Raw genomic sequence first — 26,374 nt, 5'->3', positions numbered from 1 at the left:
CCTCTCAGTTTGTCATACCCCGGCGGCGGGTTGGCACCCTGCCAGCCGTCCTGCGGGTTATCCGGCTCGTTCCGGGCGGCGCCACCTCTTGACGCAGGCTACCATCCCTGAACATGTATGCGCGATATATACCGTGTCTGGGGGGGCGTCCTCCAGCCCTGAAAGTAAAGTTTTGGACATGTTGCTGCTGATCGACAACTACGACAGTTTTACCTACAATCTCGTACACTATCTGGGCAGTCTTGGCGCAGATATTGTGGTCCGCCGCAATGACACCCTGGATGTGCAGGAAGCGATGGGGATGAACCCTGCGGGCATTCTGCTGTCGCCGGGTCCCTGTGATCCTGATCAGGCGGGAATCTGCCTGGCCCTTACACAGGCGGCGGCTGAAACCCGCACGCCTCTGATGGGGGTTTGCCTGGGCCACCAGACCATCGGGCAGACCTTTGGCGGCAGGGTTGTCCGTGCAGATGAGATTGTTCACGGCAAACTGGGCCACATCACCCACAGCGGAACAGGGCTTTTCAGAGGGCTACCCAGCCCCTTTGACGCGACGCGTTACCATTCTCTGGTGGTCGAGCGGGCCAGCCTGCCCGACACGTTGGAAATTACCGCACAGCTGGAGGACGGCACCATTATGGGTCTGCAACACCGTGAGCTGCCCGTTCACGGCGTCCAGTTTCATCCGGAATCGATCCGTTCCGAGCACGGCCATGCGCTGTTGCAGAATTTTCTGAATGAGATGAAGGTCCCGGCATGAGTGACGCGCTGAAACAGCTGATCGGTGCGGCTGCGGACGGCCCCCTGACAAAAGCGCAGGCCGAAGAGGCTTTTGCCATCCTTTTTGACGGCGAGGCCACACCCAGCCAGATCGGCGGCCTGCTTATGGCGCTGCGCACCCGCGGCGAAACTGTCGATGAATACGCGGCCGCAGCGGCGGTCATGCGTGGCAAATGCAACGCCGTCAGAGCCCCCGAGGGCGCCATGGACATCGTCGGCACCGGCGGTGATGGCAAGGGCACGCTGAACATTTCGACCGCAACGGCTTTTGTGGTCGCAGGCGCAGGCGTGGTGGTGGCCAAACACGGCAACCGTAACCTGAGTTCAAAGTCAGGCGCGGCCGATGCGCTGACACAGATGGGGATCAACGTGATGGTCGGCCCCGCAGTGGTCGAGGCGGCCCTGAAAGAGGCGGGGATCGGGTTCATGATGGCGCCGATGCATCACCCGGCCATTGCCCATGTCATGCCCACACGGGCCGAACTCGGCACCCGGACGATTTTCAACATCCTCGGCCCGCTGACCAATCCCGCGGGGGTAAAGCGACAGCTGACGGGTGCCTTTGCCCGCGATCTGATCCGCCCTATGGCAGAAACTCTTGGTGCACTGGGGTCCGAAAAGGCCTGGCTCGTGCATGGCTCTGACGGCACCGACGAACTGACCATTACCGGTGTCAGCTGGGTGTCCGCCCTGAACCCGGACGGCACTGTCACCGACATGGAAATCCACCCCGAAGACGCCGGTCTGCCCGTGCATCCCTTTGAAGCCATTGTTGGCGGCACACCCGAAGAAAACGCGCGTGATTTCAAAGCTCTGCTGGCGGGCGAGGCCTCGGCCTACCGCGATGCGGTTCTGCTCAATGCGGCGGCGGCGCTTGTTGTGGCAGATGCCGCACCCGATCTGAAAACCGGGGTCGGGATGGCCCGGACGTCTGTCGACAGCGGTGCTGCATCGGACTGCATCAAAGCGGTGGCCCGGATCACCCAGGCCACGTGACCGGCTTTGATCTGAGCCGCCTGGGCGACTGGGCGCATCTGCCGTTTTTCACCGAAACGCTGCCGGATATCGAGGCGGCGCTGGCACTGGACACCCGCAATACCCTGCCGCCGGCGACGCTGGTGTTTGCAGCCCTCGAGCGCACCTCACCTGATGCCACGCGCGTCGTCATTCTGGGCCAGGATCCCTACCCGACTCCGGGACATGCGCACGGTCTGGCCTTTTCTGCCGACGCCGGTGTCACCCCGCTGCCGCGCTCACTGGGCAATATTTACAAGGAGATGGAGGCAGATATCGGCACACGCCCCGCAAATGCCGACCTCAGGTTCTGGGCGGATCAGGGGGTTTTGCTGCTGAACACCTGTCTGACGGTGCCGGCAGGAGATGCAGGGGGGCATGCCAGGCTCGGGTGGCAGGCGCTGACAATACAGGTGCTGGACAGGCTCGCAGATGCGCCGCGCGCCTATCTGCTCTGGGGGGCCGCCGCGCATAAGTCAGCCGCAGACGTTGATGCGGACCGGAACCTGAAGATCATGACTGCCCATCCCTCTCCATTGTCGGCCCGCCGTGGTTTTTTCGGATCGCGCCCCTTTTCGCGCACCAATGCGTGGTTGCAGGCGCAGGGCCATCAGGCCATAAACTGGGCCAACACGCCGGAGACATCATGACAGACACCATCCTGGATAAAATCAAAGCCTATAAGCTGGAAGAAGTTGCCGCCGACAAGGCGGCCAAACCGCTCGCGGATGTCGAGGCCGAGGCGCGCGCCGCCGCCCCCGTCCGTCCCTTTGCGGACAATCTGCATCAGGCTTCTATTTCCGGTTACGGGCTGATCGCCGAGATCAAAAAAGCCAGCCCGTCCAAGGGTCTGATCCGCGAAGATTTTGATCCCGCGACACTGGCAGAGGCCTATGCAGAAGGTGGCGCCACCTGCCTGTCGGTGCTGACGGACACACCCAGCTTTCAGGGGGCCAAAGAATTTCTTGTCGAAGCCCGGGCTGCCTGTGATCTGCCGGTGCTGCGCAAGGACTTTATGTATGATCCGTACCAGGTCGCAGAGGCGCGCGCGATGGGCGCGGATTGTATTCTGATTATTATGGCATCCGTCACAGACGCGCAGGCGGACGAACTGGAGGACGCGGCGATCCACTGGGGCATGGACGTCCTGCTGGAGGTACACGATGCTGCAGAACTGGAGCGCGCAAGCCGTCTCAAAAGCCGCCTGATGGGGATAAACAACCGTAATCTCAAAACCTTCGAGACAACACTGGATACCACGCGCAAGCTGTCGCGCGATGTGCCGGCAGACCGGCTGATCGTCGCGGAATCCGGCCTCAGCACGCCCGAAGATCTGGCTGATATGGCGCGCTATGGTGCGCGGATTTTCCTGATCGGCGAAAGCCTGATGCGCCAGGCAGACGTGGAAACGGCCACACGCGACCTGCTGTCCTCTCCGGTGACAGCCGGGGGCATGTAGCATGACCGGCAAGCTCACACATTTTGACGCCCGGGGTGATGCCCATATGGTCGATGTCAGCGACAAGGCGGTCACTGACCGTATCGCCGTTGCGTCAAGTTACATCAGGATGTTGCCAGAAACCTTTGATATTATTCAGGAAGGGCGTGCAAAAAAGGGTGATGTTCTGGGGGTTGCGCGGCTTGCCGGGATCATGGCTGCAAAACGCACCGCTGATCTGATCCCGTTGTGTCACCCGCTGCCCATCACAAAAGTCGCGGTCGATCTGACCCCTGACCCGGAGCTGCCTGGATACACGATCGAAGCCACGGTGCGCACAACCGGCCAGACTGGCGTCGAGATGGAAGCGCTGACAGCGGCTTCGGTTGCCGCGCTGACGGTCTATGACATGGCGAAAGCTGTCGACAAGGGCATGGAAATCGGCGGCACCCGCGTTCTGCTCAAGGATGGTGGCAAATCCGGACGGTACGAGGCCACATGATCAGTGTCGCCGAGGCGCTCGATGCGCTCTCTGAGCTTGCCCGCCCCCTGGAGACGGAAACAGTACCGCTGCGGGCTGCTGCTGGCAGGGTTCTGGCCCGCGATGTCGCCGCAACCCGCACCCAGCCCCCCTTTGCGGCATCCTCGATGGACGGATATGCGCTGCGGCGTGTTGAGGTCGAACCGGATGCCATGTTCCGGGTCATTGGTGAAGCCGCTGCGGGTCACAGCTTTGAGGGCACCGTGGGACCTGGCCAGTGCACGCGGATTTTCACCGGCGCGCCGATGCCGGAAGGAACAGATTTTGTCGTCATTCAGGAAGATGTCACGCGCCGGGGAGATCTGATCACTCTGGGCCGGGATGTCGGCAGCAAGGACAATATCCGTCCCGCCGGTGGTGACTTCAGTACAGGTGATACGATGTCCGCCCCCCGCAGGCTGGGGCCGGCCGACGTCGCCCTGCTTGCCGCGATGAATATTGCCGGGGTGCCGGTGTTTCGGGCGCCCTCCGTTGCACTGATCGCCACAGGTGATGAGCTTGTGATGCCCGGCGAGGCCCCCGGCCCGGATCAGATCATTGCGTCCAACACCTTTGGCCTGGCCGCACAACTCGAAGCGCTCGGCGCGCGACCGCGCATGATGCCCATCGCGCGGGACACCGAAAGCGCGCTGCAGACGGTTCTGCGCCTTGCCGCGGATGCCGATCTGATCATCACCATCGGTGGCGCCTCGGTCGGGGATCATGATCTGGTGGCGGGTGTGGCCGCGGACATGGGCATGGAACAATCCTTCTACAAAGTCGCGATGCGCCCGGGCAAACCGCTGATGGCGGGTCGGCTGGGTGGCGTGCCGATGATCGGTCTGCCGGGCAATCCGGTGTCCGCGCTGGTCTGTGGGACCGTTTTTGTGGCCCCGGTTGTGGCTGCCATGCAGGGATTACCGCTCAGGCCTGCACGGCGGCTGACAACATCCCTCGCCTGTGACGTACCCGAAAACGGGCCGCGCGAACATTACATGCGTGCGCGCCTTGGCCCTGATGGGCTGGAACCGTTCGGCAGCCAGGACAGCTCGCTTCTGACGGTTCTTGCCGGTGCTGATGCTCTGCTGGTGCGCGCGCCCGGAGATCCGGCAAGGAAATCCGGAGACACCGTGGAATACATTCCACTCTGACGAACAGTTGACACAAAACGTGAACAAGACTAGAACAAACCCACATCACGTGGCGAAGGGACAGGACATGCTCACAAAGAAGCAACTGGATTTGCTGGACTTTATCAACAGGCGACTGCAGCGGGACGGTGTTCCGCCAAGTTTTGACGAAATGAAAGAGGCGCTGGATCTGCGGTCCAAATCGGGTATCCACCGGCTGATCACGGCACTGGAAGAGCGCGGCTTTATCCGTCGTCTTGCCCACCGCGCCCGCGCCATAGAGATCGTGAAACTCCCCGAATCCCTCGGTGGGGCGCCGCAGGGCGGTTTCTCCCCCCGCGTGATCGACGGCGATCGCCCTGACGGCCCACCGCCCCCGGGCGCACAACCGGTCAGTGGCGCATATGCGACCGAACTGCCGCTGATGGGTCGTATCGCAGCGGGTGTGCCGATCGAAGCCATCAATCAGCAATCGGCCAGCGTCGCTGTTCCGGGCGGCATGATCAGTGGCCAGGGCGATCACTATGCGCTGGAAGTCCGCGGAGATTCGATGATCGAAGCAGGCATCAATGACGGCGATGTTGTGGTGATCCGCGAAACCTCGGTGGCGGATAACGGCGACATTGTTGTGGCGCTGGTGGAAGACCACGAAGCGACGCTCAAACGTTTTATGCGCAATGGCAACAGCATCGCGCTCGAAGCGGCCAACCCGGCCTATGAGACCCGTGTTTTCAGCGAAGACAAAGTGAAAGTTCAGGGCAAACTCGTCGGACTTATCCGCACCTACTGAAAATCCCGGGCGGGGTCAGTCCCGCCTGTCTTTCCACTGCGTCCAGAGACGGTGACCGGTGGTGTCCCGCACGGACACCAGCCGGATACCGTCACCATCCGGAACCAGCGCAACAGCGCCGGTTGTCCGCAGCCGCGACGGATCAAAAACATCGCAGGCACGGTGTTCTGACGGCAGATCATAACTGGCAACAATAATCTCATCGGGCGCGCAGCCCGAGAAACCCGCGACCGCCTTTTTCCCGGACAGATGAATGACAGAGACGCCCCCCGGCAGAACCCCCGCACCGCCCTCGGGCCAGCGGCTGGCGGCAATTTCCTGCTCGGTGGGCTGCCCGTCGTTTTCCAGCCAGTTGCTCGCAATGAAACCCGCGCCGCGCGGTTTGCTCAGAGCGCGTCCTTCGGGTGTCATGACGCCGACAAGTGTTCCATTTTCCGCGATCAGTCCCAGCGGACGTTCTGCCTGAACCCAGAGCAGAAAGGCCAGCACAACCGGAACTGCCCCCAGCGACCTCAACCGCCCCTGCCAGATAATCATGAACAGAAAACCCAGCGCGATCATCGGCAGAACCGCCTTGCCAGGCCCCGCAACAAAGGACCGCGCTCCGTCCAGCCCGGCCACGAAGGTGCCGACCGACAGGATCCACTGCAGGCCCAGACCCATGATCCAGAGCCCGATCCAGTCCAGCCCGAATGGCGCCAGGATACCCGCAAGAACCGCCGCCGGCACAACGACAGAGCCCATAACCGGCACCGAAAGCAGGTTCGCTATCAGTCCATAATGTGACACGGCGTTGAAATGCGCCGCACCGATCGGGGCTGTGGCCAGCCCTGCGATGCCCGAGGATAAGAGAACTGCCGTTACCGGCATGGCCCATCTTGGACCCGTGGAGACTTTGTGATCCCGGATGTAGCCAAAAACCGCGACAAGCGCAGTTGTCGCCGCAAAGGACATCTGAAATCCAGGCCCCAGCAGCGCTTCGGGCCGCAGGATCAGAACGATGGTCGCGGCAATGGCCACGCCGCGCAGACTGATGGCGCGGCGATTGAACAGCACAGCCGTCAGCGCCACGGCGACCATGATAAAGGCGCGCTCTGTCGCGACGTTGCCGCCCGAAAGTGCCAGATACACCGAGGCAGCCATCAGCGCACCCACGGCGGCTGCCTTTTTTGCGGGAATGCGCAGTGCCAGAGGCGGTATCAGCGCAATGACGACCCGCAGAAGAGCAAAGACAAAACCGCTGAGCAATCCCATATGCAGACCGGAAATCGCCAGCAGATGGGCCAGATTGCTGGCCCGCAGGTCCTCCAGCGCCTGCTGGCTGATGCCGGACCGCGCGCCGGTCGTCACCGCGACCGCGACACCGCCAACATCACCGGGCAGCACCTCCATCACTCGCGCGGATGCCGCCATGCGCATACGAAAGATCGCGAGCCCGGCGGCGCCTTCGCTGGCTGGTGCAATTGCCAGAACAGGCACGCGCGTATAACCCACGCCGCCCAGTCGACCAAACCAGGCGTGGCGCTGAAAATCAAACCCGCCTGGCTCAACCGGTCCGCCCGGCGGCGATACATGCGCCGTGGTCATCACCCGCAATCCGGGCGCCGCATCGACGCTGGCCGTCTGGTCTCCATGCAGAGAGATACGCACCCGTGCCGGTGTTCGTCCGGGAGAGATCCGCTCCATGACCACCTGATCAAGCGTGAGGCGCAAAGCGTCGGAACTGCTGCGGTCAATGTTGACGATCCGGCCTTCCACCGGGCCGTAGTAGCGCCAGCCAAGCACCGGCCCGGCGACATCGTGCGCGCGCTCCGCCGCCAGCATAAAACCACCCGTCACAAGCGCAAGACCCACGGCAAGCGGCCCCCAGGCCTCGCCCAGAAACCGTGCCAGCAAAAGCAGTGCGAGTCCGGCAGCGGCCACGCCAGCCAGGAAAACCAGGGAGGGTTCAAAGCGCAGCGAGAAATAGCACCCGATTCCCACAGCAAGCAGGACCGGCACCCATTCGAAAAGGTGGCCGCGCTGAATCAGCAGTGTGGCTCTCATGGCCTGCACGCAGCACCTCCTTGCCCCCGGTCACTGCACTGGATAGACACGAGGTCACAGATTTATCCCCCCATGGTTACTGAAAGGTAAACGCGCCTTATGTCCGCTGATGTCGTCACACGTTTCGCCCCTTCACCTACAGGGTTCCTGCACATCGGCGGGGCGCGCACCGCACTCTTCAACTGGCTGTATGCACGGGGCCGCGGTGGCCGGTTTCTGCTGCGGATCGAGGATACAGACCGCGCCCGCTCCACACCCGAGGCCACGCAGGCGATCCTGGAGGGGATGTCATGGCTGGGGCTTGACCATGATGGTGACATCGTCAGCCAGTTTGAGAACGCGCCGCGCCACGCGGCCGTGGCGCATCAGCTTCTGGAAGATGGGAAGGCATACAAATGCTTTTCCACGCCTGAGGAAATCGCGGCATTCCGGGATGCCGCGCGCGAAAAGGGTGAAAGCACGCTTTTTCGTTCGCCCTGGCGCGATGCGGATCCGGCCACCCATCCGGATGCGCCTTTTGTCATCCGTATCCGCGCACCGCAGTCCGGCGAAACGATCATCCGCGACGAAGTCCAGGGCAATGTAACCATCAGCAATGCGCAGCTGGATGACATGATCCTGTTACGCTCTGACGGCACACCTGTTTACATGCTGGCGGTTGTTGTCGATGACCACGATATGGGGGTGACCCATGTGATCCGCGGGGACGATCACCTGAATAATGCCGCGCGCCAGATGATGATTTACGAGGCGATGGGGTGGGATGTGCCCGTCTGGGCGCATATCCCGCTGATCCACGGACCGGACGGCAAAAAGCTCAGCAAACGGCACGGCGCGCTCGGCGCACAGGAATACCAGGCAATGGGCTACCCGGCTGCGGGCATGCGCAACTATCTTGCGCGGCTGGGATGGAGCCATGGTGACGACGAGTTTTTCTCTGACGCGCAGGCGCGGGAGTGGTTTGACCTGGGCGGAATTGGCAAAAGCCCTGCCCGTCTGGATTTCAAAAAGCTGGAAAATCTCTGCGGCCAGCATATTGCTGCTGCCGATGATGCCGCATTGCAGCAAGAGCTGGTTTCTTTCCTGGCCGCGGCCCACCAGCCTGAGTTGAATGCCGATCAGGCCGAAATGCTCGGACGTGCGCTGTACTGCGTTAAAGAGCGGGCGAAAACGTTCCCTGAACTCCTTGATAAAGCTTACTTTGCGTTAACGTCACGCCCGATCACACCAGATGATAAGGCCGCGAAAAATCTCGATGCTGTATCCCGTGGTATACTGAGAGAATTGACGCCGCAGTTGCAAAATGCTAGCTGGAGCAGAGAAAATCTGGAAGCGGTTCTCAACGCCTTTGCAGAAGCTCAGGGGACGAAATTCGGCAAACTTGCCGGTCCTCTCCGCGCTGCACTTGCAGGACGTGCCGTGACACCGTCGGTTTTCGACATGATGCTGGTGCTCGGACAGGAAGAAACCGTCGCACGGCTGACCGATGCCGCTGAATAGGCCGCAGGGGACCCCCCCGCATGCAAGCGCGCAGATCACGACGGCAGGACGCAGGGATCTCCCTGTGTCTTAAGCCCTACGGCGGTTCACCGCCCCCAGACCGGAAGGACGACAGATGGCCGAGAGCACAAAATCCGCAAAGCTGACCATTGATGGCAAGGAGTACGATCTTCCGATCTTTTCTCCGACCGCAGGCCCGGACGTTCTCGACATCCGCAAACTCTATGCTCAGGCGGGTGTGTTCACCTACGACCCCGGCTTTACCTCGACGGCCAGCTGCGACAGCACCATCACCTTTATCGATGGCGCAGAGGGCGAGCTGCTGCACCGGGGGTATCCGATCGACCAGCTTGCCGGCAAATCGCACTATCTCGAAGTCTGCTATCTGCTGCTCTATGGCGAGCTCCCCTCGCCCGCAGAGCTTGAGGACTTTGAAAGCCGTGTGACCAACCACACGATGCTGCACGAGCAGATGATGAACTTTTTCCGCGGCTTCCGCCGGGACGCGCACCCGATGGCCGTTATGGTCGGTGTGGTCGGCGCGATGTCGGCGTTTTACCACGACAGTACCGATATCAGTGACCCGTGGCAGCGCGAGGTCGCCTCGATCCGTCTGATCGCAAAGATGCCCACCATCGCAGCAATGGCTTACAAATATACAATCGGCCAGCCTTTCGTGTATCCGCGCAACGATCTGGACTATGCGTCGAACTTCCTGCGCATGTGCTTTGCTGTTCCGGCCGAGGATTACGAGGTCAACCCGATCCTCAGCCGCGCCATGGACCGCATCTTTACCCTGCATGCAGACCACGAGCAGAACGCCTCGACATCGACAGTGCGTCTGGCGTCCTCGTCGGGCGCGAACCCCTTTGCCTGTATCGCGGCGGGCATTGCCTGTCTCTGGGGCCCTGCTCATGGTGGCGCCAACCAGGCCTGCCTGGAGATGCTCAATGAGATCGGGACACCGGACCGCATCCCCGAGTTTATCGCCCGTGCCAAGGACAAGAACGATCCGTTCCGCCTGATGGGCTTTGGCCACCGCGTTTACAAGAACTTCGACCCGCGCGCCAAAGTGATGAAAGAAAGCGCCGACGAGGTACTTGAACTGCTGGGTGTCGACAACAATCCGATCCTTCAGGTGGCCAAAGAGCTGGAAGCGGCGGCGCTTGCTGATCCGTACTTTGCCGACAAGAAGCTCTTCCCCAATGTGGACTTCTATTCGGGCATCATACTTGAGGCCATGGGCTTCCCGACATCCATGTTCACGCCGATCTTTGCACTGGCGCGGACCGTTGGCTGGATTTCCCAGTGGAAAGAGCAGATCAGCGATCCCCAGCTCAAAATCGGGCGCCCGCGCCAGCTCTATCAGGGTGAACTGGTCCGCGACTATATTGACATCGAAAACCGCTGAACCCGTCTGAGGGGACCGCGACGACAACGGGCTGCCCTGCGAGGCGGCCCGTTTTTCTGTGAGGCCGGCGAATCGCTCGGCGCGCGCCTTTGCCCTCGCAGACCACACGCACCACTACTGTAAACCAACCGCATCGTGAAAAATGGCAGGAATATGTCATTGTTTCTGGTCGCGCTCCAATACACCCGATTTCTTGACCGTGGCTCCTGCGGCTGAGTAAATACAGGTGTCGCGGGGGTAAATCTTCTCGGGATGGTTGTGCAGCGGATGCTGCCGGAATGCGTGTGTCTGCGCAGGCCGCTGAGGGGGCAGCCTTTTTGTCAGTAACCCCGGCAGGCGTTCAAACCGCCGGATGGTATGAAAAGAGTAGCGATATGCCACAGGGACACTCCCGGATAACCGGCTCCAGAGCCGGCCTCGCGCGCCAGATGCCCATCGCCAGCAGGAGCCTGCCGGGCCCTGAATGTGCGTTGTTCCACGATGAGGATGCAGACCAGGATCGTGTGGCAGTTGTTTACGACCACGGCGAAACACCACCGTCAATTACCGTGACCGATGCAGGTGCCTGCGTTCAGACCGTGCACGCAGATGGTGTTGCGGTGGCCGTGATCGCCCGTGCAGAGGGCCCGCGTCTGACCGCGGACGAGGTACTGCTTGTAGAGCGTTTTGTGTAACCGCAGGCGTCCGGCGAGACCGCTCAGCGGCCTTCGAATTTTGCGGCGCGCTTTTCAGTAAAGGCCAGGACACCTTCTTTGAAATCGCGGGAGCGCCCGCAATGCCCCTGCTGGCGCGCTTCGAGCGCAATCTGGTCCTCAAAGCTGTTATCCCAGCTGCCCCGGATCACCTGTTTGATGGCGCCATAGGCTGCGGTTGGCCCATCGGCCAGGTGGGCTGCTCTCGCTTTCCAGGTCTTTTCGAAATCGCTGTCCGCGACAGCCTCCCAGATCATGCCCCAGTCGTCTGCCTGGCGTGCGCTGATACGGTCGGCAAAAAGCGCCGCCCCCATCGCCTTGGCACCCCCCATGGTGCGCGGCAGAATCCAGGTGCCTCCTGCATCCGGGATCAGACCGATGCGCGAAAAGGCCTGCAGGAAATAGGCGCTCTCGGTCGCAATCACCACGTCGGCGGCCAATGCCAGATTTGCACCTGCCCCTGCTGCCGCGCCGTTCACAGCAGCAATCGTCGGCACCGGACATTCGGTAATCGCGCGCAGCATCGGCGCATATTCGTCGCGCAGGGTACGCTCCAGATCGATGCTGTCGGCCCCGACCCGGTCGCCAAGGTCCTGGCCCGAACAGAACGCGCGACCAGCGCCCGTCAGCACAACGACACGCGCGCGCTTGCCTGCTTCTGTCACGGCATAGGCCACTTCGGCACGCATCTGCGTGGTCAGGGCGTTCATCCGATCCGGCCGGTTCAGCGTGATGGTGGCCACGCCTGCTTGCTCTGTGCAGATGAGCGTCTGATAGTCCATGAGGTGTCCTTTCCTGACCCGCCGCAGCACCCACGGTGTGCGTCTCCGGCACAGTCATACCAAACTGATCAGTTCAGAAAAGAGAAACGATGCGTCAGTCGCGCATGATTTCACGCAAACGGGCCGCTTCGTCGTCGCTCAGCGCCGCCTCCTGGGGTGCAACGGCGTCTGAACGCCCCCGCAGATAAACAAAACCCAGCCCGAGGGCAGTCAGCAGCATCAGGGGCCCGGCGGCATAGAGCAGCCAGTTGGCCCCGGTCGCAGTCGGCTGGAAGAGAACATATTCGCCGTACCGCGCGACCACAAAATCAACAACCTGTGCATCGGTATCGCCCTCGACCAGACGTTCGCGCACCATCAGCCGCAGGTCTCTGGCAACGTTTGCATGACTTTCGTCGATACTTTCGTTCTGGCAGACCGGGCAGCGCAGACCTTTTGATATCTCCCGCGCCCGCTCTTCCAGGACGGGGTTGCTGAGCACTTCGTCAGGCTGAACGGCCAGCGCCACGCCCGGCAGTGCCGGCAACAGCATCAGGAGCAGCGCAAGCACGCGTATCATTCGGCGGGCACTCCCTGTGGGGATTTTCGCGCGCCGGCGGCCACACGAAACCGCCGGTCAGACAGGCTGAGCAGCCCGCCCAGTGCCATCAGGCCGCTTCCGATCCAGATCCAGTTCGTCAGTGGTTTGATATAGGTTCGCACGGCCCAGCCACCCTGCGCCTGCGCGTCACCGATCACAACGTAAACATCCCGCGCCAGATCATAGTCGATCGCCGCTTCTGTTGTGGGCATCTGCGCCACCGGATAGATGCGCTTCTCGGGTGTCAGCTGCGCAATCTCGCGCCCGTTCTGGGACAGTGTCACAAACCCCATCGTGGACAGGTAATTCGGCCCTTCTACCTGGCGCACATCGTTCAGCGTCAGTGTGTAGCTGCCCACACTGAAGGGCTCACCGATCTGCGCGACACGGATGTCTTCCTGTTTCCACGCCGTCAGACCTGCCACACCCATCATGGTGAAACCCAGCCCGGCATGAGCAACCATCTTGCCCCAGTCTGCCCGCGGCAGACGCAACAGACGGCCCCAGCGCTCCGGCCCGCGGCCTGCGCGCTGGATCAGATCAATGACGGTGCCCATCACCACCCAGGCTGCCAGGAACATTCCCACCGGACCGATCAGACTGCGACCGGTCTGCATCGTCCAGGCCAGACCTCCGATCGCCAGCGCCAGAATAAAGACATACCGCAGAGGCCGCGCCGTGCGCATTACACGAGCACGTTTCCACGGCATCGCCGATCCAATGGGCAGGATAAGCCCGAGCAGGATCATAAAGGGCGTGAAGGCCATGTTGAAAAATGGCGGCCCAACACTGAGCTTGCGATCAAAGAACATCTCGGCCACCAGGGGCCACATCGTTCCCACGAAAACTACAAAGCACGAAACGGCCAGCAGAAGATTGTTGGCGAGCAGCGCACTCTCGCGGCTGACAAGGCTGAAAACACCTTTCGCCTCCATGGCGCCCGCCCGCAGAGCAAAGAGGATCAGCGCGCCCCCCATAAAGAACGCCATGATCATCAGAATGAAGACGCCGCGTTCGGGATCATTCGCAAAAGCGTGCACCGAGGTCAGCAGGCCAGAGCGGACGATAAACGTACCGATCAGCGAAAAGCCAAACGCCAGGATCGCCAGCAGGATCGTCCAGCTTTTCAGGCTTTCCCGTTTTTCAACGACAATTGCCGAATGCAGCAGTGCCGCCGCCAGCAGCCAGGGCATGAACGAGGCATTCTCGACCGGATCCCAGAACCAGAAACCGCCCCAGCCGAGCTCGTAATAGGCCCACCAGGAGCCCAGAGCGATACCGATTGTCAGAAACACCCAGGCCGCCAGTGTCCAGGGACGGACCCACCGGCCCCATGCCGCGTCCACTCGGCCTTCGATCAGCGCGGCCACCGCAAAGCTGAATGCCATGCTCAGCCCCACATAGCCCAGATAAAGAAACGGCGGGTGGAAGGCGAGACCCGGATCCTGCAACAACGGATTCAGGTCCTGCCCGTCAAACGGGGGGACCGCCATGCGCAGAAACGGGTTCGACGTAAAGATAATGAAGGCGAAAAATGCAACCCCGATCGCGGCCTGAACGGCCAGCACACGCGCCCGCAGGGTGGGCGGCAGATTGCCACCAAACCACGCCGCCATTGCGCCAAACAGCGTTACGATCAGCACCCACAGCAGCATCGAGCCTTCATGGTTGCCCCATGTGCCGCTGATTTTGTAGAGCATCGGCTTGGCCGAATGACTGTTCAGCACCACAAGGCGCAGGCTGAAATCGGACGTGACAAAAGCCCACATGAGCGCGGCAAACGCGAAGGCGGTCAGCAGAAACTGGATGTTCGCCGCAGGTTCTGCCACTGCCATCCACGAGGGCCAGCGTTTGTGGGCGCCCACCAGGGGCACAACCGTCTGCACGATGGCGACCAGAAAGGCCAGCAACAGGGCGAAATGTCCGAATTCTGTAATCATGGGGCAGAGTATAAGCTCCGCCCCGCCTGCGTCCAATGCGAAAGCACCGGATCAGGTGATCACTTTGTCGCGGGTGGTACGGTGGTTTTCCACTCTGTGAGCGCTGCGTTGTGATCAGGTTCAAGAGACATCAGACCAAGCCGGCTGTCAGATCCCGTGTCGGCAGCGCCCGGAGTGTCTGCCCGCAGCGCGTGCAACGCCGCGATGTTTTTGATCACACGGGGCGCATGCGCCATTGTCTGGGCAATAGAGCGCTGAAACTGCTGACTTTTTACCTGATGGCGGGCACCGAAGTAGAACGAGACAATAACCCCAAGCAGCCACCACAACGGTTCGGGAACGAGGGCAATTCCCTGCATCCGGGCCGAGAACCATACCGGATCCGTCATCGCCGCGACAAAAAGAGCAAGCGTGCCAAGCGCCAGCGCTGGTCGCGGGATCCGGTTTATCCCGTCCATGATCCGGTCGAAAAGGCCGTCACGGCGGGTTTCAAACTCCGCAGCATATTGTTTGAGGGATTCGATCCGCAGCTCCTGATCGCGGGTTGCGTCCTCTTCGGCATTGCGGTGAAATACTTCAACTGTCTCTTTCAACACATTGCGGTTGCCACCAAATATGGTGTTCAGAATTCCTGTGATCAGGCCCATGCCGAGATCCTTTCCCTGAACTGCTGGTCTGTGAGATGAAAACGCGGCGCAATAAACTCCTCCGCACGGCGGATCCATCCGCCTTTGCCGCCGGCCCGGGTGCGCGCGTATTTGCGACTGGCTGCCCGGCGATCCGCGATGCGGAAATAGTAGTTGCGGCGTGCGATTCCGTAGGCATCCACAAAGTAATCCGGAGCTTCCATCCACGCCGCCTGCGCCGCACCTATGGTTTTGGAGCCCAGAATACCATCAACAGCCAGATCGTGACCCATGTCTCGCAGCAAACGCTGCAATATGCGGATCGCATTGCTGCCCGCATTTACATACATGTCGAAAACAGTTGCATGCAGCGCTTGTGGCAGCTTTCCGATCAGCGGCTTTTCGAAATAGTGTTTTTCAAAGATTTCAACGGCCTGCTCTCTTGTGAGTGCGCGCACGTCAGACACGTTCACCAGACCGTCCTGATCAAGGTCGAGCCCCAGTCGCCGCATGGTGTGTATCGTGACACCAAAATTCGTGGCCCCGCCCGGATCATCCGGGTCATTCACAAAGCCACCTTCGCGCGCCACAATTTCTGTGGCGATCTGCCTGACGGTCTGCATCGCTGTCCCCTTTGCGCAAATAACGTTGCGCAGGAGACTGCGATAAGGCTGTTAAATTAAGCTGATACCACCGTGACGGTGCTAGGTGTCGGGATCTTTATACACGCCCTGGGCCTTCAGGGCGTCGACCACCTCGGTTGGCATGTAAGTTTCATCATGTTTTGCAAGAATTTCAGATGCTTCAAAGACACCATTAATGTATCTTCCGGTCCCGACCATGCCCTGATTTTCTTCGAACAGATCAGGCAGAACTCCGGTATATGTCACCGGCACAACTGCTCCGCCATCTGTCACGCTGAAGCGGATCGTCTCGCCCTGACCCCGCTTCAGAGAGCCCTCCTCTACCAGACCGCCGATCCGGAAAACTTCTTCGGGGCCCGGCGGTTCCGCAAGAACCTGGCTGGGCGCCCGAAAGAAATTGATCCCGTCGCGCATCGCATAGCCGATCAAAACAGTGGACAGAACGAGCGCCACCGCGGCAACAGCCACAACCTGGATACGACGTTGTTTCTTCAGGTTTTTCATGCAACCTCACGGGAAGAGCGGAGCCATCATCAGCCCCTCGGTCTCCTCAATACCTAACATCAGATTGGCGTTTTGCAACGCCTGGCCACTGCTACCTTTTGTCAGGTTATCCAGCACACCGACGATGATCGTCCGCCCGGAGATACGGTCCTGTGAAACGCCGATATGACAGAAGTTTGACCCCCTGATATGACGGGTCCCCGGCACTTCACCAAAAGGCAGAACCTCAAGGAATGGCTCGTTCGAGTATGCAGTTTCAAACGATTTATGAATAGCTTGCGCGTCGCCCTTAACGTAAGCTGTCGCAAGGATTCCGCGGTTGGCCGGGATCAGATGCGGGGTAAACTGTACCCTGACCGGCCTGCCCGCGAGCGCCGAGAACTCCTGATCGAACTCACCCAGATGCCGGTGTGTGCCCCCGACCGCATAGGCGTTGTAGCCTTCTGACAACTCCGCATGAAGAAGGTTCTCCTTCAGACTGCGGCCGGCACCTGAAACCGCGCACTTCAGGTCCAGTATTATGTCGTCCAGATCAACCAGACCGTCTGCAATCAGCGGTCTCAGCATGTACTGGCCTGTCGCAGCGTTACAGCCCGTACCGGCCACAAGCCGCGCGCTCCGGATCTCGTCGCGGTAAAACTCTGTCAGTCCATAAACCGCCTCTTTCTGGATCTCTGCGGCGGCATGGTCATTGCCATACCACTGTTTGTAGGCCGCCGGGTCACGCAGCCTGAAATCCGCGCTCAGATCAACAATCCTGAGAGAGCGCGGCAACCGGGCGATGACTTCCTGGCTGGTTTTGTGCGGCAGGGCGCAAAAACACAGATCAATATTTGCAAAGTCGATCTCGTCGATTTGCAAAAGAGTTGGCAGGGCCAGATGACGCAGATGCGGAAACACCTGGGCGATCGTCTGCCCGGCTTTGGAATTTGCCCCCAGAGCCTTGATTTTCATAGAGGAATGCCCGGCAATCAGCCGGATGAGTTCAGCGCCGGTGTACCCGGATGCGCCAAGGATCGCGATGGAATATGTCATGGTTCGGTCCGTTAAAGAGGAAAGATCAGGCTGCCTGGAACGTGATCTGTCGTCGGAGGAACTGGGTTGCCCGGTCGCTGACGCGTGCAGCATCACCCGTGGTCAGAAATGCGGCCTCGCCGGTGCCCAGCATATCGGGGTGACGGTCGAGGTAATCCGCCAGACTGTCGGCCACCAGAGACGCCTGGCTGAACACGCGGACGTCCTGGCCGAGCGCGGACTGAAAACACTCCTCCATCAGAGGATAATGGGTACAGCCCAGAATGGCTGCATCGGGATCCGGCATTTTGCGCTTGAGCGCGTCAACATGGCTGCGCACGAGTGCTTCGGCGAGGATCATGTCACCATCTTCAATCGCATCCACGACCCCACCACAGGCCTGGGCCTCGACATCAACACCAATCGCGCGAAAGGCAAGCTCCCGCTGAAACGCGCGGCTGGAAACAGTTGCAGGAGTTGCAAACAGCGCCACGTGCCGAACCGCCACCTCGCGCGGCGGCGAGTTGTCCCCCCACTGACGTTCTGTCAGCGCTTCGATCAGCGGTACAAACACGCCAAGCACCCGCTTGTCTGCCGGCACCCAGCTTTCCTGCATCCGCCTCAGCGCGGCAGCAGAGGCCGTGTTACAGGCGAGAACAACAAGATTGCAGCCTGCATCGAACAGGCGTTCCGTAGCGTCGCAGGTAAGCGCATAGATATCATCCGCCGTGCGCACACCATAAGGCGCATGTGCGCTGTCGGCCAGGTAGACGACCGGCAGGTCAGGCAGACGCCGGTCGACCGCATCCCACACGGTCAGCCCGCCCAGTCCACTGTCAAAGATGCCAACTGCCATGGTGCCAGATCCTTCAGAGCACCCTGTCAGTTCCGGTGCCGCGCCTCGAATTCATACCCCAGCTCAAACTTCTGCGCAGGGTCTGCTGACAGCCCATACGTGGCTTTTCGCAGAAAATCCATCATCGCTTTACTGTCGCCGGATAAAGAGTCAAGGCGCGCCTGATCCAGAGGGCTGCCGACAGACACCCGAACAGGCGTGTCGACCCGTTTGCCAAACTCCTTGATCAGCAGGCCCATCCGCAGTGTGTTATGCAGATGGCTGGCGATCTGGAACAGGCGGCTGGTGTGGCCCTCGAAATATACCGGCACGACGGTGGCGCGTGATTTCACAATCATCCTGGCCGTAAAACTGCGCCAGCCCGGATCCATCGGCGTCGAAAACGGCCGTGCGGCCGTGCTGACGGTGCCGCCAGGGAAAACTCCGATCGCACCGCCGGCAGCCAGGTAATCCAGCGCCTTTTTCCGGGTGGTGATGTTGGCGGCCACCGCCTCCCGCGTTTCGTCGAAGCTGATCGGCAGAACGACACGGTTCAGATCCGCAGACCTGCGAAACACAGAATTTGCCAGGATACGGAAATCGCCGCGCGTTCGCGCCAGAATATGTCCCATCATCAGGCCATCAAGAATGCCGTATGGGTGATTGGCCAGCAGTATGAGCGGGCCGCTCCGGGGAATATTATCGAGCGCGCCCTCCGCAACATCGAGGGTCAGCCCATAGCGCTCAACCATCACATCAAAGAAATCCCGCCCGGCTGCGACTTCTGTTTCATAGCCCCTGGCGCGCCGGATTAGCCTCAGCCGACCGGTTGAGTTTTCCATCAGCCGGATCAGGGCGCGGCCCCCACGGGATTCAGCTGAATAGGAATAGCTGATGTCCGCCGCGGCTTTTGAACGGATAGACAAAGCCCTGATGTCCTTTCGCACGGCTCAGATTTGCAGGTGGACCTATCATGCCCCGCGTGTATGACAATCCTGTAAATTCACTCTGCTGCCTGTGAGGCCGCCGGGCCTCCGGCGCGGATCGTTTGCAGAAGTGCGGCGCGCGTGACTGCCGCTTTTTCGGCGTTTGCGTGTTTCACCGGGCCAAAGCCGCGGATCTGCATCGGGAGTTCGGCCAGTGCCAGAACCGCCGGGCGCGTGACGTCATTCAGAAGCGGCAGGACTTCCTTCATATCCTTTTCATACTGCCTGATAAGCGCGCGCTCCATGCGTCGCTCTTCGGTATAGCCAAAGACATCAAGCGGCGTGCCGCGCAGGAACCGCAGACGAGCAAGCAGACGCAGCGGCCGTTCGATCCAGGGGCCAAACGTTCGCTTGGCCGGGCGCCCGTCCGGACCTTTTCCGGACAGCATTGGCGGAGCAAGGTGATAGGTCATCCGGAAATCGCCGTCGAACTCGGCGCCGGCCTTTTCCGCCGTAGAACCCAGAAGGCGCGCTACTTCGTATTCATCCTTATATGACAAAAGCTTGTGATACGACTTTAAAGCGGCCCTTTGCGCCTCAGGGTCCGTGATCATCTCAACAAACCGTCTGTACCGGCGTGCGAGACGGCGACCCTGGTAGGCGACAAGGTGGTCCGCGCGGAAGTTTATCTTCTCTTCGGTGGATCTGGGCAGTTCCACGACGTTGGGCTGCATCAGAGCCGCGGCGTCTTCGGGATGGGTCACTGCCCAGCGTCCGATGTCAAAAGCGCGCAGATTGCGTTCAACCGCGGCACCGTTGAGCGCTATTGCCTCACGGATCGCTTCTTCTGAGAGCGGCAGGTAGCCTTTTTGCCAGGCTGCGCCAAAAATCATCATGTTGGAAAAGATCGAATCCCCGAGTGTCACCCGCGCCAGCTCTGATGCATCAAACAACGCCAGACGGTCGCGCAGACGCGATTCCAATGCAATGGTCAGCTGCTCCTGCGGCAGGCGGAATTCTGTGTCCCGTGTAAAATCACCGGTGATAATTTCATGGCTGTTCACCACTGCGCCGGTGCGTCCCGTACGGGTCAGCCCAAGCGTCTTCGCACCCGCTGAAACCACGAGATCACCGCCGATGAGCGCATCTGCCTCGCCGGTAGCGACCCGTATCGCACTGATATCGCCGGGATTATTTGCAAGGCGGCAGTGTATGTGCACAGCACCGCCCTTCTGCGCAAGGCCGGCCATTTCCATCATACCCGCCCCTTTGCCATCCAGATGCGCGGCCTGCGCCATCACAGCGCCGATGGTGACAACGCCAGTGCCTCCGACGCCGGTGATGATTACATTGAATGTGCCATCAATTGACGGCAGGACAGGCGCAGGCAGATCCGGCAGATCAAGACTGGCCGTTGGCTCCTTGCGGAGTTTCGCGCCCTCCAGCGTCACAAACGAGGGACAGAAGCCTTTGACGCAACTGAAATCCTTGTTGCAGCTCGACTGATCAATCGCCCGTTTTCGGCCCAGTTCGGTTTCTTTGGGTACGACGGACACACAATTTGACTGCACACCACAGTCACCACAGCCTTCGCAGACGTCGGTATTGATGAAAACCCGTTTGTCCGGGTCCGGAAACAGCCCCCTTTTGCGCCGCCTGCGTTTCTCAGCGGCACAGGTCTGGATATAGACAATGGCGCTGACACCCGGTGTCTTTGCAAATTTCTCCTGAACAGTTTGCAAATGTGCCCGCTCATGGATTTCGACGCCTTTTAAGGCATCAAAATCAATATCTTCTTTTTCGTCATAGACCACAGCAAGGTGCCTGAGCCCCATCGCGCGCAGCTCATTCACGATACGCGGTGCTGAAAGATCGCCATCGTTACCCTGCCCGCCGGTCATTGCGACAGCATCGTTGTAAAGAATCTTGTAGGTGATGTTTGTGCCGTTGCTCAGAGCAGCCCGGATCGCCTGAACGCCCGAGTGATTATACGTGCCGTCGCCAAGGTTCTGGAACACATGATCCCGGGTGGAAAAAGGTGCCTCTCCGATCCAGTTTGCACCCTCACCGCCCATATGGGTGAATCCTGAGGTTTCGCGGTCCATCCAGATCGCCATAAAATGGCATCCGATCCCCGCGTAGGCGCGGCTGCCATCAGGCACTTTTGTCGATGTGTTGTGCGGGCAGCCGGAGCAGAAATAAGGCAGACGGGCGGCAATCTCGGTAGCGTTGTCCGCGCGCTTTGCTTCTTCGAGCACCGCCAGACCTGCCGTTATGGCCTCATTGCTCCTGCCTTCTTCCACCAGCACCTGACCAAGCTTCTGTGCAATATCAACAGGGTCGAGAGCCCATTTTGAGGAGAAAAACTCCTCGCCCTCCTTGCGCCCGCCATAGACACGACGGCCGCGGCGATCATCAAAGATAGCCTCTTTGATCTGCACTTCGATCAGTTTGCGCTTTTCCTCGATGACCACGATCAGGTCGAGGCCCTCGGCCCAGTCGTGAAAGCCCTTCATGTCCAGTGGCCAGGTCTGTCCGACTTTGTATGTCGTGATCCCCAGGCGTTCCGCTGCGGCTTCGTCGATATTCAGGAGGCTCAGAGCGTGGACCAGATCGAGCCAGTTCTTGCCGGCAGCCACAAACCCGATTTTCGCACCCGGCTTTCCCCACACCCGCCTGTCCATCCTGTTGGCATGGGAAAAGGCCTCGGCCGCATACCGTTTATGGTCAATCAGACGCGCTTCCTGCTCGATACGCTCGTCAGGCAACCGGATATTCAGACCACCTTCCGGCAATTCGTAATCCGGCGTCACAAAAGACAGACGATCCGGATCGCCATCCACTACGGATGTGACCTCCACGGTGTCTTTCATCGTTTTCAGCCCGACCCAGACACCGGCATAGCGCGACAGGGCAAAACCATAGAGACCATAGTCCAGCACTTCCTGAACACCCGCAGGGCTGACGACGGGCATATAGGCGTCAACCATGGCAAACTCGGACTGATGCAGAACGGTCGACGACTCGCCGGTATGGTCGTCGCCCATGGCCATCAGCACGCCGCCGAACCTGGAGGAACCCGCCATATTGGCATGACGCATCACATCGCCGGAACGATCAACGCCCGGCCCTTTGCCGTACCACAGCCCGAAGACGCCGTCATAGCGTCCCTCGCCGCGCAGTTCAGCCTGCTGGCTGCCCCAGAGCGCCGTGGCCGCGAGATCCTCATTCAGACCGGCCTGAAAGGTGATGTCGTGCTCGGTCAGCGGCCTGAGCGCGCGCTGCATCTGCATATCCACCGCCCCAAGAGGCGAGCCGCGGTACCCTGTCACCAGGCCCGCTGTGTTGAGCCCGGCGGCCCTGTCGCGTGCCTTCTGCATCAGCATCAGCCGCACCAGCGCCTGCGTGCCGTTCAGCAACACCGGACTTTTATCCAGGTCATACCGGTCATTGAGTGTAATCTTCTGCGTGCTCATCAGGCGCCCTCCCCGGCGTATCCAGTGTTGCACATATTTCCCTCAATAATAGGTCACAAAAGCTGACCTGTATAGGGTGAATTCTGCAAAATCACCCTGCGCCCCGCTGTCGAGTCTGTATTTCCGGGCCGGATAGCGCTACCAACCCGTGAACACTTTTTCGGGATACGTCATGGACTGGGACAAACTGAGAATATTCCACGCGGTTGCGGATGCGGGGTCCCTGACGCATGCGGGTGACAAGCTGAACCTGTCGCAATCGGCCGTCAGCCGTCAGATCCGCGGCCTCGAAGAATCGCTCAATGCAACGCTTTTTCATCGTCACGCACGCGGGCTCATCCTGACGGAACAGGGCGAGCTGCTGTTTGACGCCACATCGGCGATGTCCCGGCGCCTTGATACCGCTTCTGCGCGCATCCGGGACAGCGAGGAAGAAGTCTTTGGCGAACTGCGGGTCACGACGACCACCGGGTTCGGCACGCTGTGGCTGGCCCCGCGCCTGCCAAAACTTTACGAGCAGTATCCGGATCTCAAGATCGACCTGATGCTGGAAGAGCGTGTGCTTGACCTGCCGATGCGCGAGGCGGATGTCGCCATCCGCATGAAGGAACCCAGCCAGGCAGACCTGATCCGCAAAAAGCTCATGATGATCCGCATGTGTCTTTACGCGACACCTGACTATCTCGACGCACATGCTGCGCCACGGGAGATCGACGACATCGAGGACCACCGGCTGATCTGTCAGAACACGGACAGCGATCAGGTCGGTGCGGGCCGCAGTCTTGTGCAGCACCTGATGACCTATAACCTGCGCTCCCTGCTTACCGTAAACAACTACTTCGGCGTACTTCAGGGTGTTCTGCACAATCTCGGGATTGGTGTGCTGCCCGACTACGTCACCCAGGACTTCCCTGATCTGGTTCAGGTTCTGCCAGACCTTGAGTCGGCAGATGTGCCTGTTTTTCTGGCATATCCCGAGGAGCTGCGCCATTCGCAGCGGGTTGCCGCCTTCAAAGACTTCGTCCAGGACGAGATCATCAGCTACCGTAAACAGCTGAGAGAAAAACAGAAAATCTGACCAAATGGTCAGGTATGCAGAAATCGCATAGCAGACATGTTGCCGCATATGCATAAACTGCCTTGATTGGCGGCAATCTGCATCCTATCTGACCATTCGAAGGCGGCGGAACGATGTTCTGCCCTTCATACCTCCCTGTTGGACTTGGCCGAGCTTCGCGCTCGGCCTTTTTTTTTGCGGCGACCCTGCAACAGCAGGTGGCGTCGGGAACCCCTCAGAACCGCCATGCTTGCAATAGTCTGGGAAACCGCCAGTCTGTCGTCGCTGGTTAACCGGGGGAAATCTGATGATCGTTCGATTCGTGTGGCTGTGGGCCATGTCGCTGCTGCTGCTTGCTCTGCCTGGCGCAGGCGCCGCGCAGAGCCTGTCCGTCGGAGACTCGGGCGCACCGGCGAGCGTCGAAGTACCGGAAGACCTGACACCGGAAACCGTGCGCGATCTGGTCGCCGGCCTGACGGATGCACAGATCCGCCAGCTCCTTCTGGAACGACTGGATGCTGTTGCCGAAGAGCAGCAGGAAGCCGCCGCGGAGGCCACCGAAGCCGGCGCAAACCTTTTCTATCATGCAACAACGGGCGCCGTGCAGCAGATCGTCATATCGGTACAGAAACTGCCGGTTCTGTTTGAACGCCAGCCCCAGGCGTTCGTGACGTTTTACGAGACTTTCGGCGGCAGCGGTATTCTGCAGATGCTCGGCTATTTTGCGATCATCCTTGCCGCTGGATTTGCTGCTGAGTTTGTCGTCAATCGGCTGACGCGCAACTGGCATCTCTCTTCTGCAGACCCGGTCCAGGATACGTCGCGCAGCGCGTTCCGCACTCTTGGCAAAAAACTCTGCCGCGACCTGCTGGGTGTTTTCGTCTTCGTGGCTGTTGCCCGCACTGTCGCCTTTTCGGTTCTGCCGCCGGAAATGCTGCCCTATGGGGGTATCATTCTGTTCAATCTGGTCGCCCTGCCCCGGATCGCCATGGCACTTGCCGGGTTCCTGCTGTCTCCGAAGCAGCCAGAGTACCGCTTTGTGAACACAGATGACCGGACTGCAAGGTTTCTCAGCAGGCACATTCTGGGCTTTTCGCTGCTGATCGGCTTCATGCTCGCCATTCTGGAATTCAACGGCATCAACGGTCTGGAGGCGGGGGAGACCCGTCTGGGGTTCTGGCTGAATCTCGCGGTGCATCTCTATATTGTCTGGATGGCGTGGAGGGCCCGTTTCGGGCTTGTCGACATGATGCGCGGCGCGGATGACGATGTGAGTGCCATCGAGGAGCGTGTCTCCCGGGCGTACCCCTGGTTTGCGATCGCGGTGTCCATCGGCACCTGGTGGGTGGTGAATATCATGGTCAGCTACGAGGCCTGGGAACTGCTCAGCACCACACCTCATTTCAAGAGTATGGCTCTGCTGCTGCTTGCCCCGGCGATGGATACCGCAGTGCGCGGTATTGTGCGGCACCTGATGCCCGAGATGTCCGGCGAAGGCGTTGTTGCAGAGCGCGCGCACATTGCAGCAGAACGGTCCTGGGTGCGGATCGGTCGTGTGATTGTCTTTGGTCTGGTGATTATCCAGATCGCCAATTTCTGGGGCATGTCGCCGGTGCGGATTGCCACAGGTGCCGTCGGCGAGCAGTTCGCCGCCAGTATCATCGAGTTCCTCATCGTTGTTGCCACCGGTTATCTGGCCTGGGAAATCGTTTCCCTGGTCGTGAACCGCCAGCTGGCAGCCGAGATGACCGCCTCGGGTGCGGTACCGGATGAAGAAGCCATCGGCGGCGACGGCGGCGGTGCCGGTGGATCACGCCTCTCGACCGTTCTGCCGCTGATCCTGCTGGCAGCACATACGGCCATTGCGGTGCTCTTTGCCCTGATTGCGCTCAGCGCGCTGGGGATCGACACGACGCCCCTGCTGGCCGGTGCCGGTATCGCCGGTCTGGCCATCGGTTTTGGTGCGCAGAAGCTGGTGACAGATGTCGTTTCGGGTATCTTCTTTCTGGTCGATGACGCCTTTCGCGTTGGCGAATATGTCGAGGTTGGTGATACCAAGGGCACGGTCGAGAAAATCTCGGTGCGCTCAATGCAGCTGCGCCATCACCGCGGCCTGGTGCATACTCTGCCCTACGGCGAGATTCCCAAGATCACCAATTACAGCCGCGACTGGGTGATCATGAAGCTCAAGTTCACCGTGCCCTTTGACACCGACCCCGAGAAGGTCCGAAAACTGTTTAAAAAAATCGGTCAGGAGGTCCAGGCGATGGACCTTTACAAGGACGACATGCTGCAACCCTTCAAATCCCAGGGGGTGTTCAATTTCGATGACGTGGGCATGGTGATCCGGGGTAAATTCATGGCCCGCCCCGGTTCGCAGTTCATGATGCGCAAGGAAATCTACAACCGCGTCAAGGCTGTGTTCGACGAGAACGGCATCGAATTTGCCCGCCGCGAGGTACGGGTGAACGTGAACGCCGAAGGCCATGAAGAGGATGCGGCGGATATGTCCAGAGTGGCAGGTGCAGCCGCCTCAGGCGCGGTTCAGGCCGGTCTTGCCGGTCAGGGCGCCGCACCGCCCAAGGACGGCCCCTGAAGACAGCAGCGCCCACGAAAGCGCCTTCTGCGCAGCGCTGCGGCGGATTGCATTCGTTCTCCTCTTCCATGGC

At 60.3% G+C, this 26,374-nt stretch carries 23 protein-coding genes; 12 read left to right on the top strand and 11 right to left on the bottom strand.

What is annotated here, in order from left to right:
• The first annotated feature begins 178 nt into the window (after window positions 1-178).
• The 7 genes from Q0792_RS00190 (at window position 179) to lexA (ending at window position 5,672) form a co-directional block, all read left to right on the top strand.
• Window positions 179-760 (top strand): aminodeoxychorismate/anthranilate synthase component II, encoded by a 582-nt coding sequence (locus Q0792_RS00190; protein ID WP_298835468.1) that lies wholly within the window; start codon window positions 179-181, stop codon window positions 758-760.
• Complete coding sequence (gene trpD / locus Q0792_RS00185) at window positions 757-1,776, top strand: anthranilate phosphoribosyltransferase (protein WP_298835466.1); 1,020 nt, start codon at window positions 757-759, stop codon at window positions 1,774-1,776. The genes Q0792_RS00190 and trpD overlap by 4 nt, the downstream gene beginning before the upstream one ends.
• A complete protein-coding gene (locus Q0792_RS00180) occupies window positions 1,773-2,444 on the top strand; it encodes a uracil-DNA glycosylase (protein WP_298835464.1) in 672 nt (223 codons plus the stop codon). Before trpD ends, Q0792_RS00180 begins: the two co-directional genes overlap by 4 nt.
• Complete coding sequence (trpC, locus tag Q0792_RS00175; RefSeq protein ID WP_298835462.1) at window positions 2,441-3,253, top strand: indole-3-glycerol phosphate synthase TrpC; 813 nt, start codon at window positions 2,441-2,443, stop codon at window positions 3,251-3,253. The genes Q0792_RS00180 and trpC overlap by 4 nt, the downstream gene beginning before the upstream one ends.
• Before the next feature lies 1 nt (window position 3,254).
• The gene (moaC, locus tag Q0792_RS00170; protein ID WP_298835460.1) at window positions 3,255-3,734 is read left to right on the top strand and encodes a cyclic pyranopterin monophosphate synthase MoaC; all 480 of its coding nucleotides are present in this window, start codon (window positions 3,255-3,257) and stop codon (window positions 3,732-3,734) included.
• Window positions 3,731-4,903, top strand: coding sequence for a gephyrin-like molybdotransferase Glp (gene glp, locus Q0792_RS00165; RefSeq protein ID WP_298835458.1), 1,173 nt, complete (start codon window positions 3,731-3,733; stop codon window positions 4,901-4,903). Before moaC ends, glp begins: the two co-directional genes overlap by 4 nt.
• A 67-nt stretch (window positions 4,904-4,970) precedes the next feature.
• The gene (gene lexA / locus Q0792_RS00160) at window positions 4,971-5,672 is read left to right on the top strand and encodes a transcriptional repressor LexA (protein WP_298835456.1); all 702 of its coding nucleotides are present in this window, start codon (window positions 4,971-4,973) and stop codon (window positions 5,670-5,672) included.
• Between the two features lie 15 nt (window positions 5,673-5,687).
• On the opposite strand, the gene Q0792_RS00155 is transcribed toward lexA, so the two are convergent.
• Window positions 5,688-7,718 carry a ComEC/Rec2 family competence protein gene (locus tag Q0792_RS00155; RefSeq protein ID WP_298838521.1) on the bottom strand — a complete coding sequence of 677 codons (2,031 nt, stop codon included), beginning with the start codon at window positions 7,716-7,718 and terminating at the stop codon, window positions 5,688-5,690.
• A 99-nt stretch (window positions 7,719-7,817) separates the two neighbouring features.
• Here Q0792_RS00155 and gltX point away from each other — a divergent pair, with 99 nt between their 5' ends.
• The 3 genes from gltX to Q0792_RS00140 all read left to right on the top strand — a co-directional run bounded on the left by gltX (window position 7,818) and on the right by Q0792_RS00140 (window position 11,303).
• Entirely contained in the window at window positions 7,818-9,218 is a 1,401-nt protein-coding gene (gene gltX / locus Q0792_RS00150) for a glutamate--tRNA ligase (RefSeq protein ID WP_298835453.1), read from the top strand.
• A gap of 115 nt (window positions 9,219-9,333) precedes the next feature.
• Complete coding sequence (gene gltA, locus Q0792_RS00145) at window positions 9,334-10,629, top strand: citrate synthase (RefSeq protein ID WP_298835451.1); 1,296 nt, start codon at window positions 9,334-9,336, stop codon at window positions 10,627-10,629.
• Window positions 10,630-11,003: 374 nt separating this feature from the next.
• On the top strand, window positions 11,004-11,303 hold the full coding sequence (locus tag Q0792_RS00140; RefSeq protein ID WP_298835449.1) for a hypothetical protein: 300 nt from the start codon (window positions 11,004-11,006) through the stop codon (window positions 11,301-11,303).
• A 23-nt stretch (window positions 11,304-11,326) separates the two neighbouring features.
• On the opposite strand, the gene Q0792_RS00135 is transcribed toward Q0792_RS00140, so the two are convergent.
• The 10 genes from Q0792_RS00135 to Q0792_RS00090 form a co-directional block, all read right to left on the bottom strand.
• A complete protein-coding gene (locus tag Q0792_RS00135) occupies window positions 11,327-12,103 on the bottom strand; it encodes an enoyl-CoA hydratase-related protein (RefSeq protein WP_298835447.1) in 777 nt (258 codons plus the stop codon).
• Window positions 12,104-12,197: 94 nt separating this feature from the next.
• Window positions 12,198-12,662, bottom strand: coding sequence for a cytochrome c-type biogenesis protein (locus Q0792_RS00130; RefSeq protein ID WP_298835445.1), 465 nt, complete (start codon window positions 12,660-12,662; stop codon window positions 12,198-12,200).
• A complete protein-coding gene (locus tag Q0792_RS00125) occupies window positions 12,659-14,623 on the bottom strand; it encodes a heme lyase CcmF/NrfE family subunit (protein WP_298835443.1) in 1,965 nt (654 codons plus the stop codon). Before Q0792_RS00125 ends, Q0792_RS00130 begins: the two co-directional genes overlap by 4 nt.
• Window positions 14,624-14,682: 59 nt before the next feature.
• A complete protein-coding gene (locus Q0792_RS00120; protein WP_298835441.1) occupies window positions 14,683-15,270 on the bottom strand; it encodes a holin family protein in 588 nt (195 codons plus the stop codon).
• The gene (locus Q0792_RS00115; RefSeq protein ID WP_298835439.1) at window positions 15,261-15,872 is read right to left on the bottom strand and encodes a holin-associated N-acetylmuramidase; all 612 of its coding nucleotides are present in this window, start codon (window positions 15,870-15,872) and stop codon (window positions 15,261-15,263) included. The genes Q0792_RS00120 and Q0792_RS00115 overlap by 10 nt, the downstream gene beginning before the upstream one ends.
• 81 nt (window positions 15,873-15,953) lie before the next feature.
• Entirely contained in the window at window positions 15,954-16,397 is a 444-nt protein-coding gene (ccmE, locus tag Q0792_RS00110; protein ID WP_298835436.1) for a cytochrome c maturation protein CcmE, read from the bottom strand.
• Window positions 16,398-16,403: 6 nt separating this feature from the next.
• Entirely contained in the window at window positions 16,404-17,432 is a 1,029-nt protein-coding gene (argC, locus tag Q0792_RS00105) for an N-acetyl-gamma-glutamyl-phosphate reductase (protein WP_298835434.1), read from the bottom strand.
• A gap of 25 nt (window positions 17,433-17,457) precedes the next feature.
• Window positions 17,458-18,267 (bottom strand): glutamate racemase, encoded by an 810-nt coding sequence (locus Q0792_RS00100; RefSeq protein ID WP_298835432.1) that lies wholly within the window; start codon window positions 18,265-18,267, stop codon window positions 17,458-17,460.
• 26 nt (window positions 18,268-18,293) lie between these two features.
• A complete protein-coding gene (locus Q0792_RS00095; protein ID WP_298835430.1) occupies window positions 18,294-19,172 on the bottom strand; it encodes a lysophospholipid acyltransferase family protein in 879 nt (292 codons plus the stop codon).
• A gap of 77 nt (window positions 19,173-19,249) precedes the next feature.
• Entirely contained in the window at window positions 19,250-22,648 is a 3,399-nt protein-coding gene (locus Q0792_RS00090; protein ID WP_298835429.1) for an indolepyruvate ferredoxin oxidoreductase family protein, read from the bottom strand.
• 172 nt (window positions 22,649-22,820) lie between these two features.
• On the opposite strand from Q0792_RS00090, the gene Q0792_RS00085 reads away from it, so the two are divergent.
• Window positions 22,821-23,726 carry a LysR family transcriptional regulator gene (locus Q0792_RS00085; RefSeq protein WP_298835426.1) on the top strand — a complete coding sequence of 302 codons (906 nt, stop codon included), beginning with the start codon at window positions 22,821-22,823 and terminating at the stop codon, window positions 23,724-23,726.
• 286 nt (window positions 23,727-24,012) lie between these two features.
• On the top strand, window positions 24,013-26,301 hold the full coding sequence (locus Q0792_RS00080) for a mechanosensitive ion channel family protein (protein ID WP_298835425.1): 2,289 nt from the start codon (window positions 24,013-24,015) through the stop codon (window positions 26,299-26,301).
• Window positions 26,302-26,374 lie beyond the last annotated feature (73 nt).

This window comes from uncultured Roseobacter sp. (assembly GCF_947495025.1).
GTDB lineage: Bacteria > Pseudomonadota > Alphaproteobacteria > Rhodobacterales > Rhodobacteraceae > Roseobacter.
Note: the sequence above shows the minus strand (reverse complement) of the source record. Positions and strands in the feature narration are given on the sequence as shown.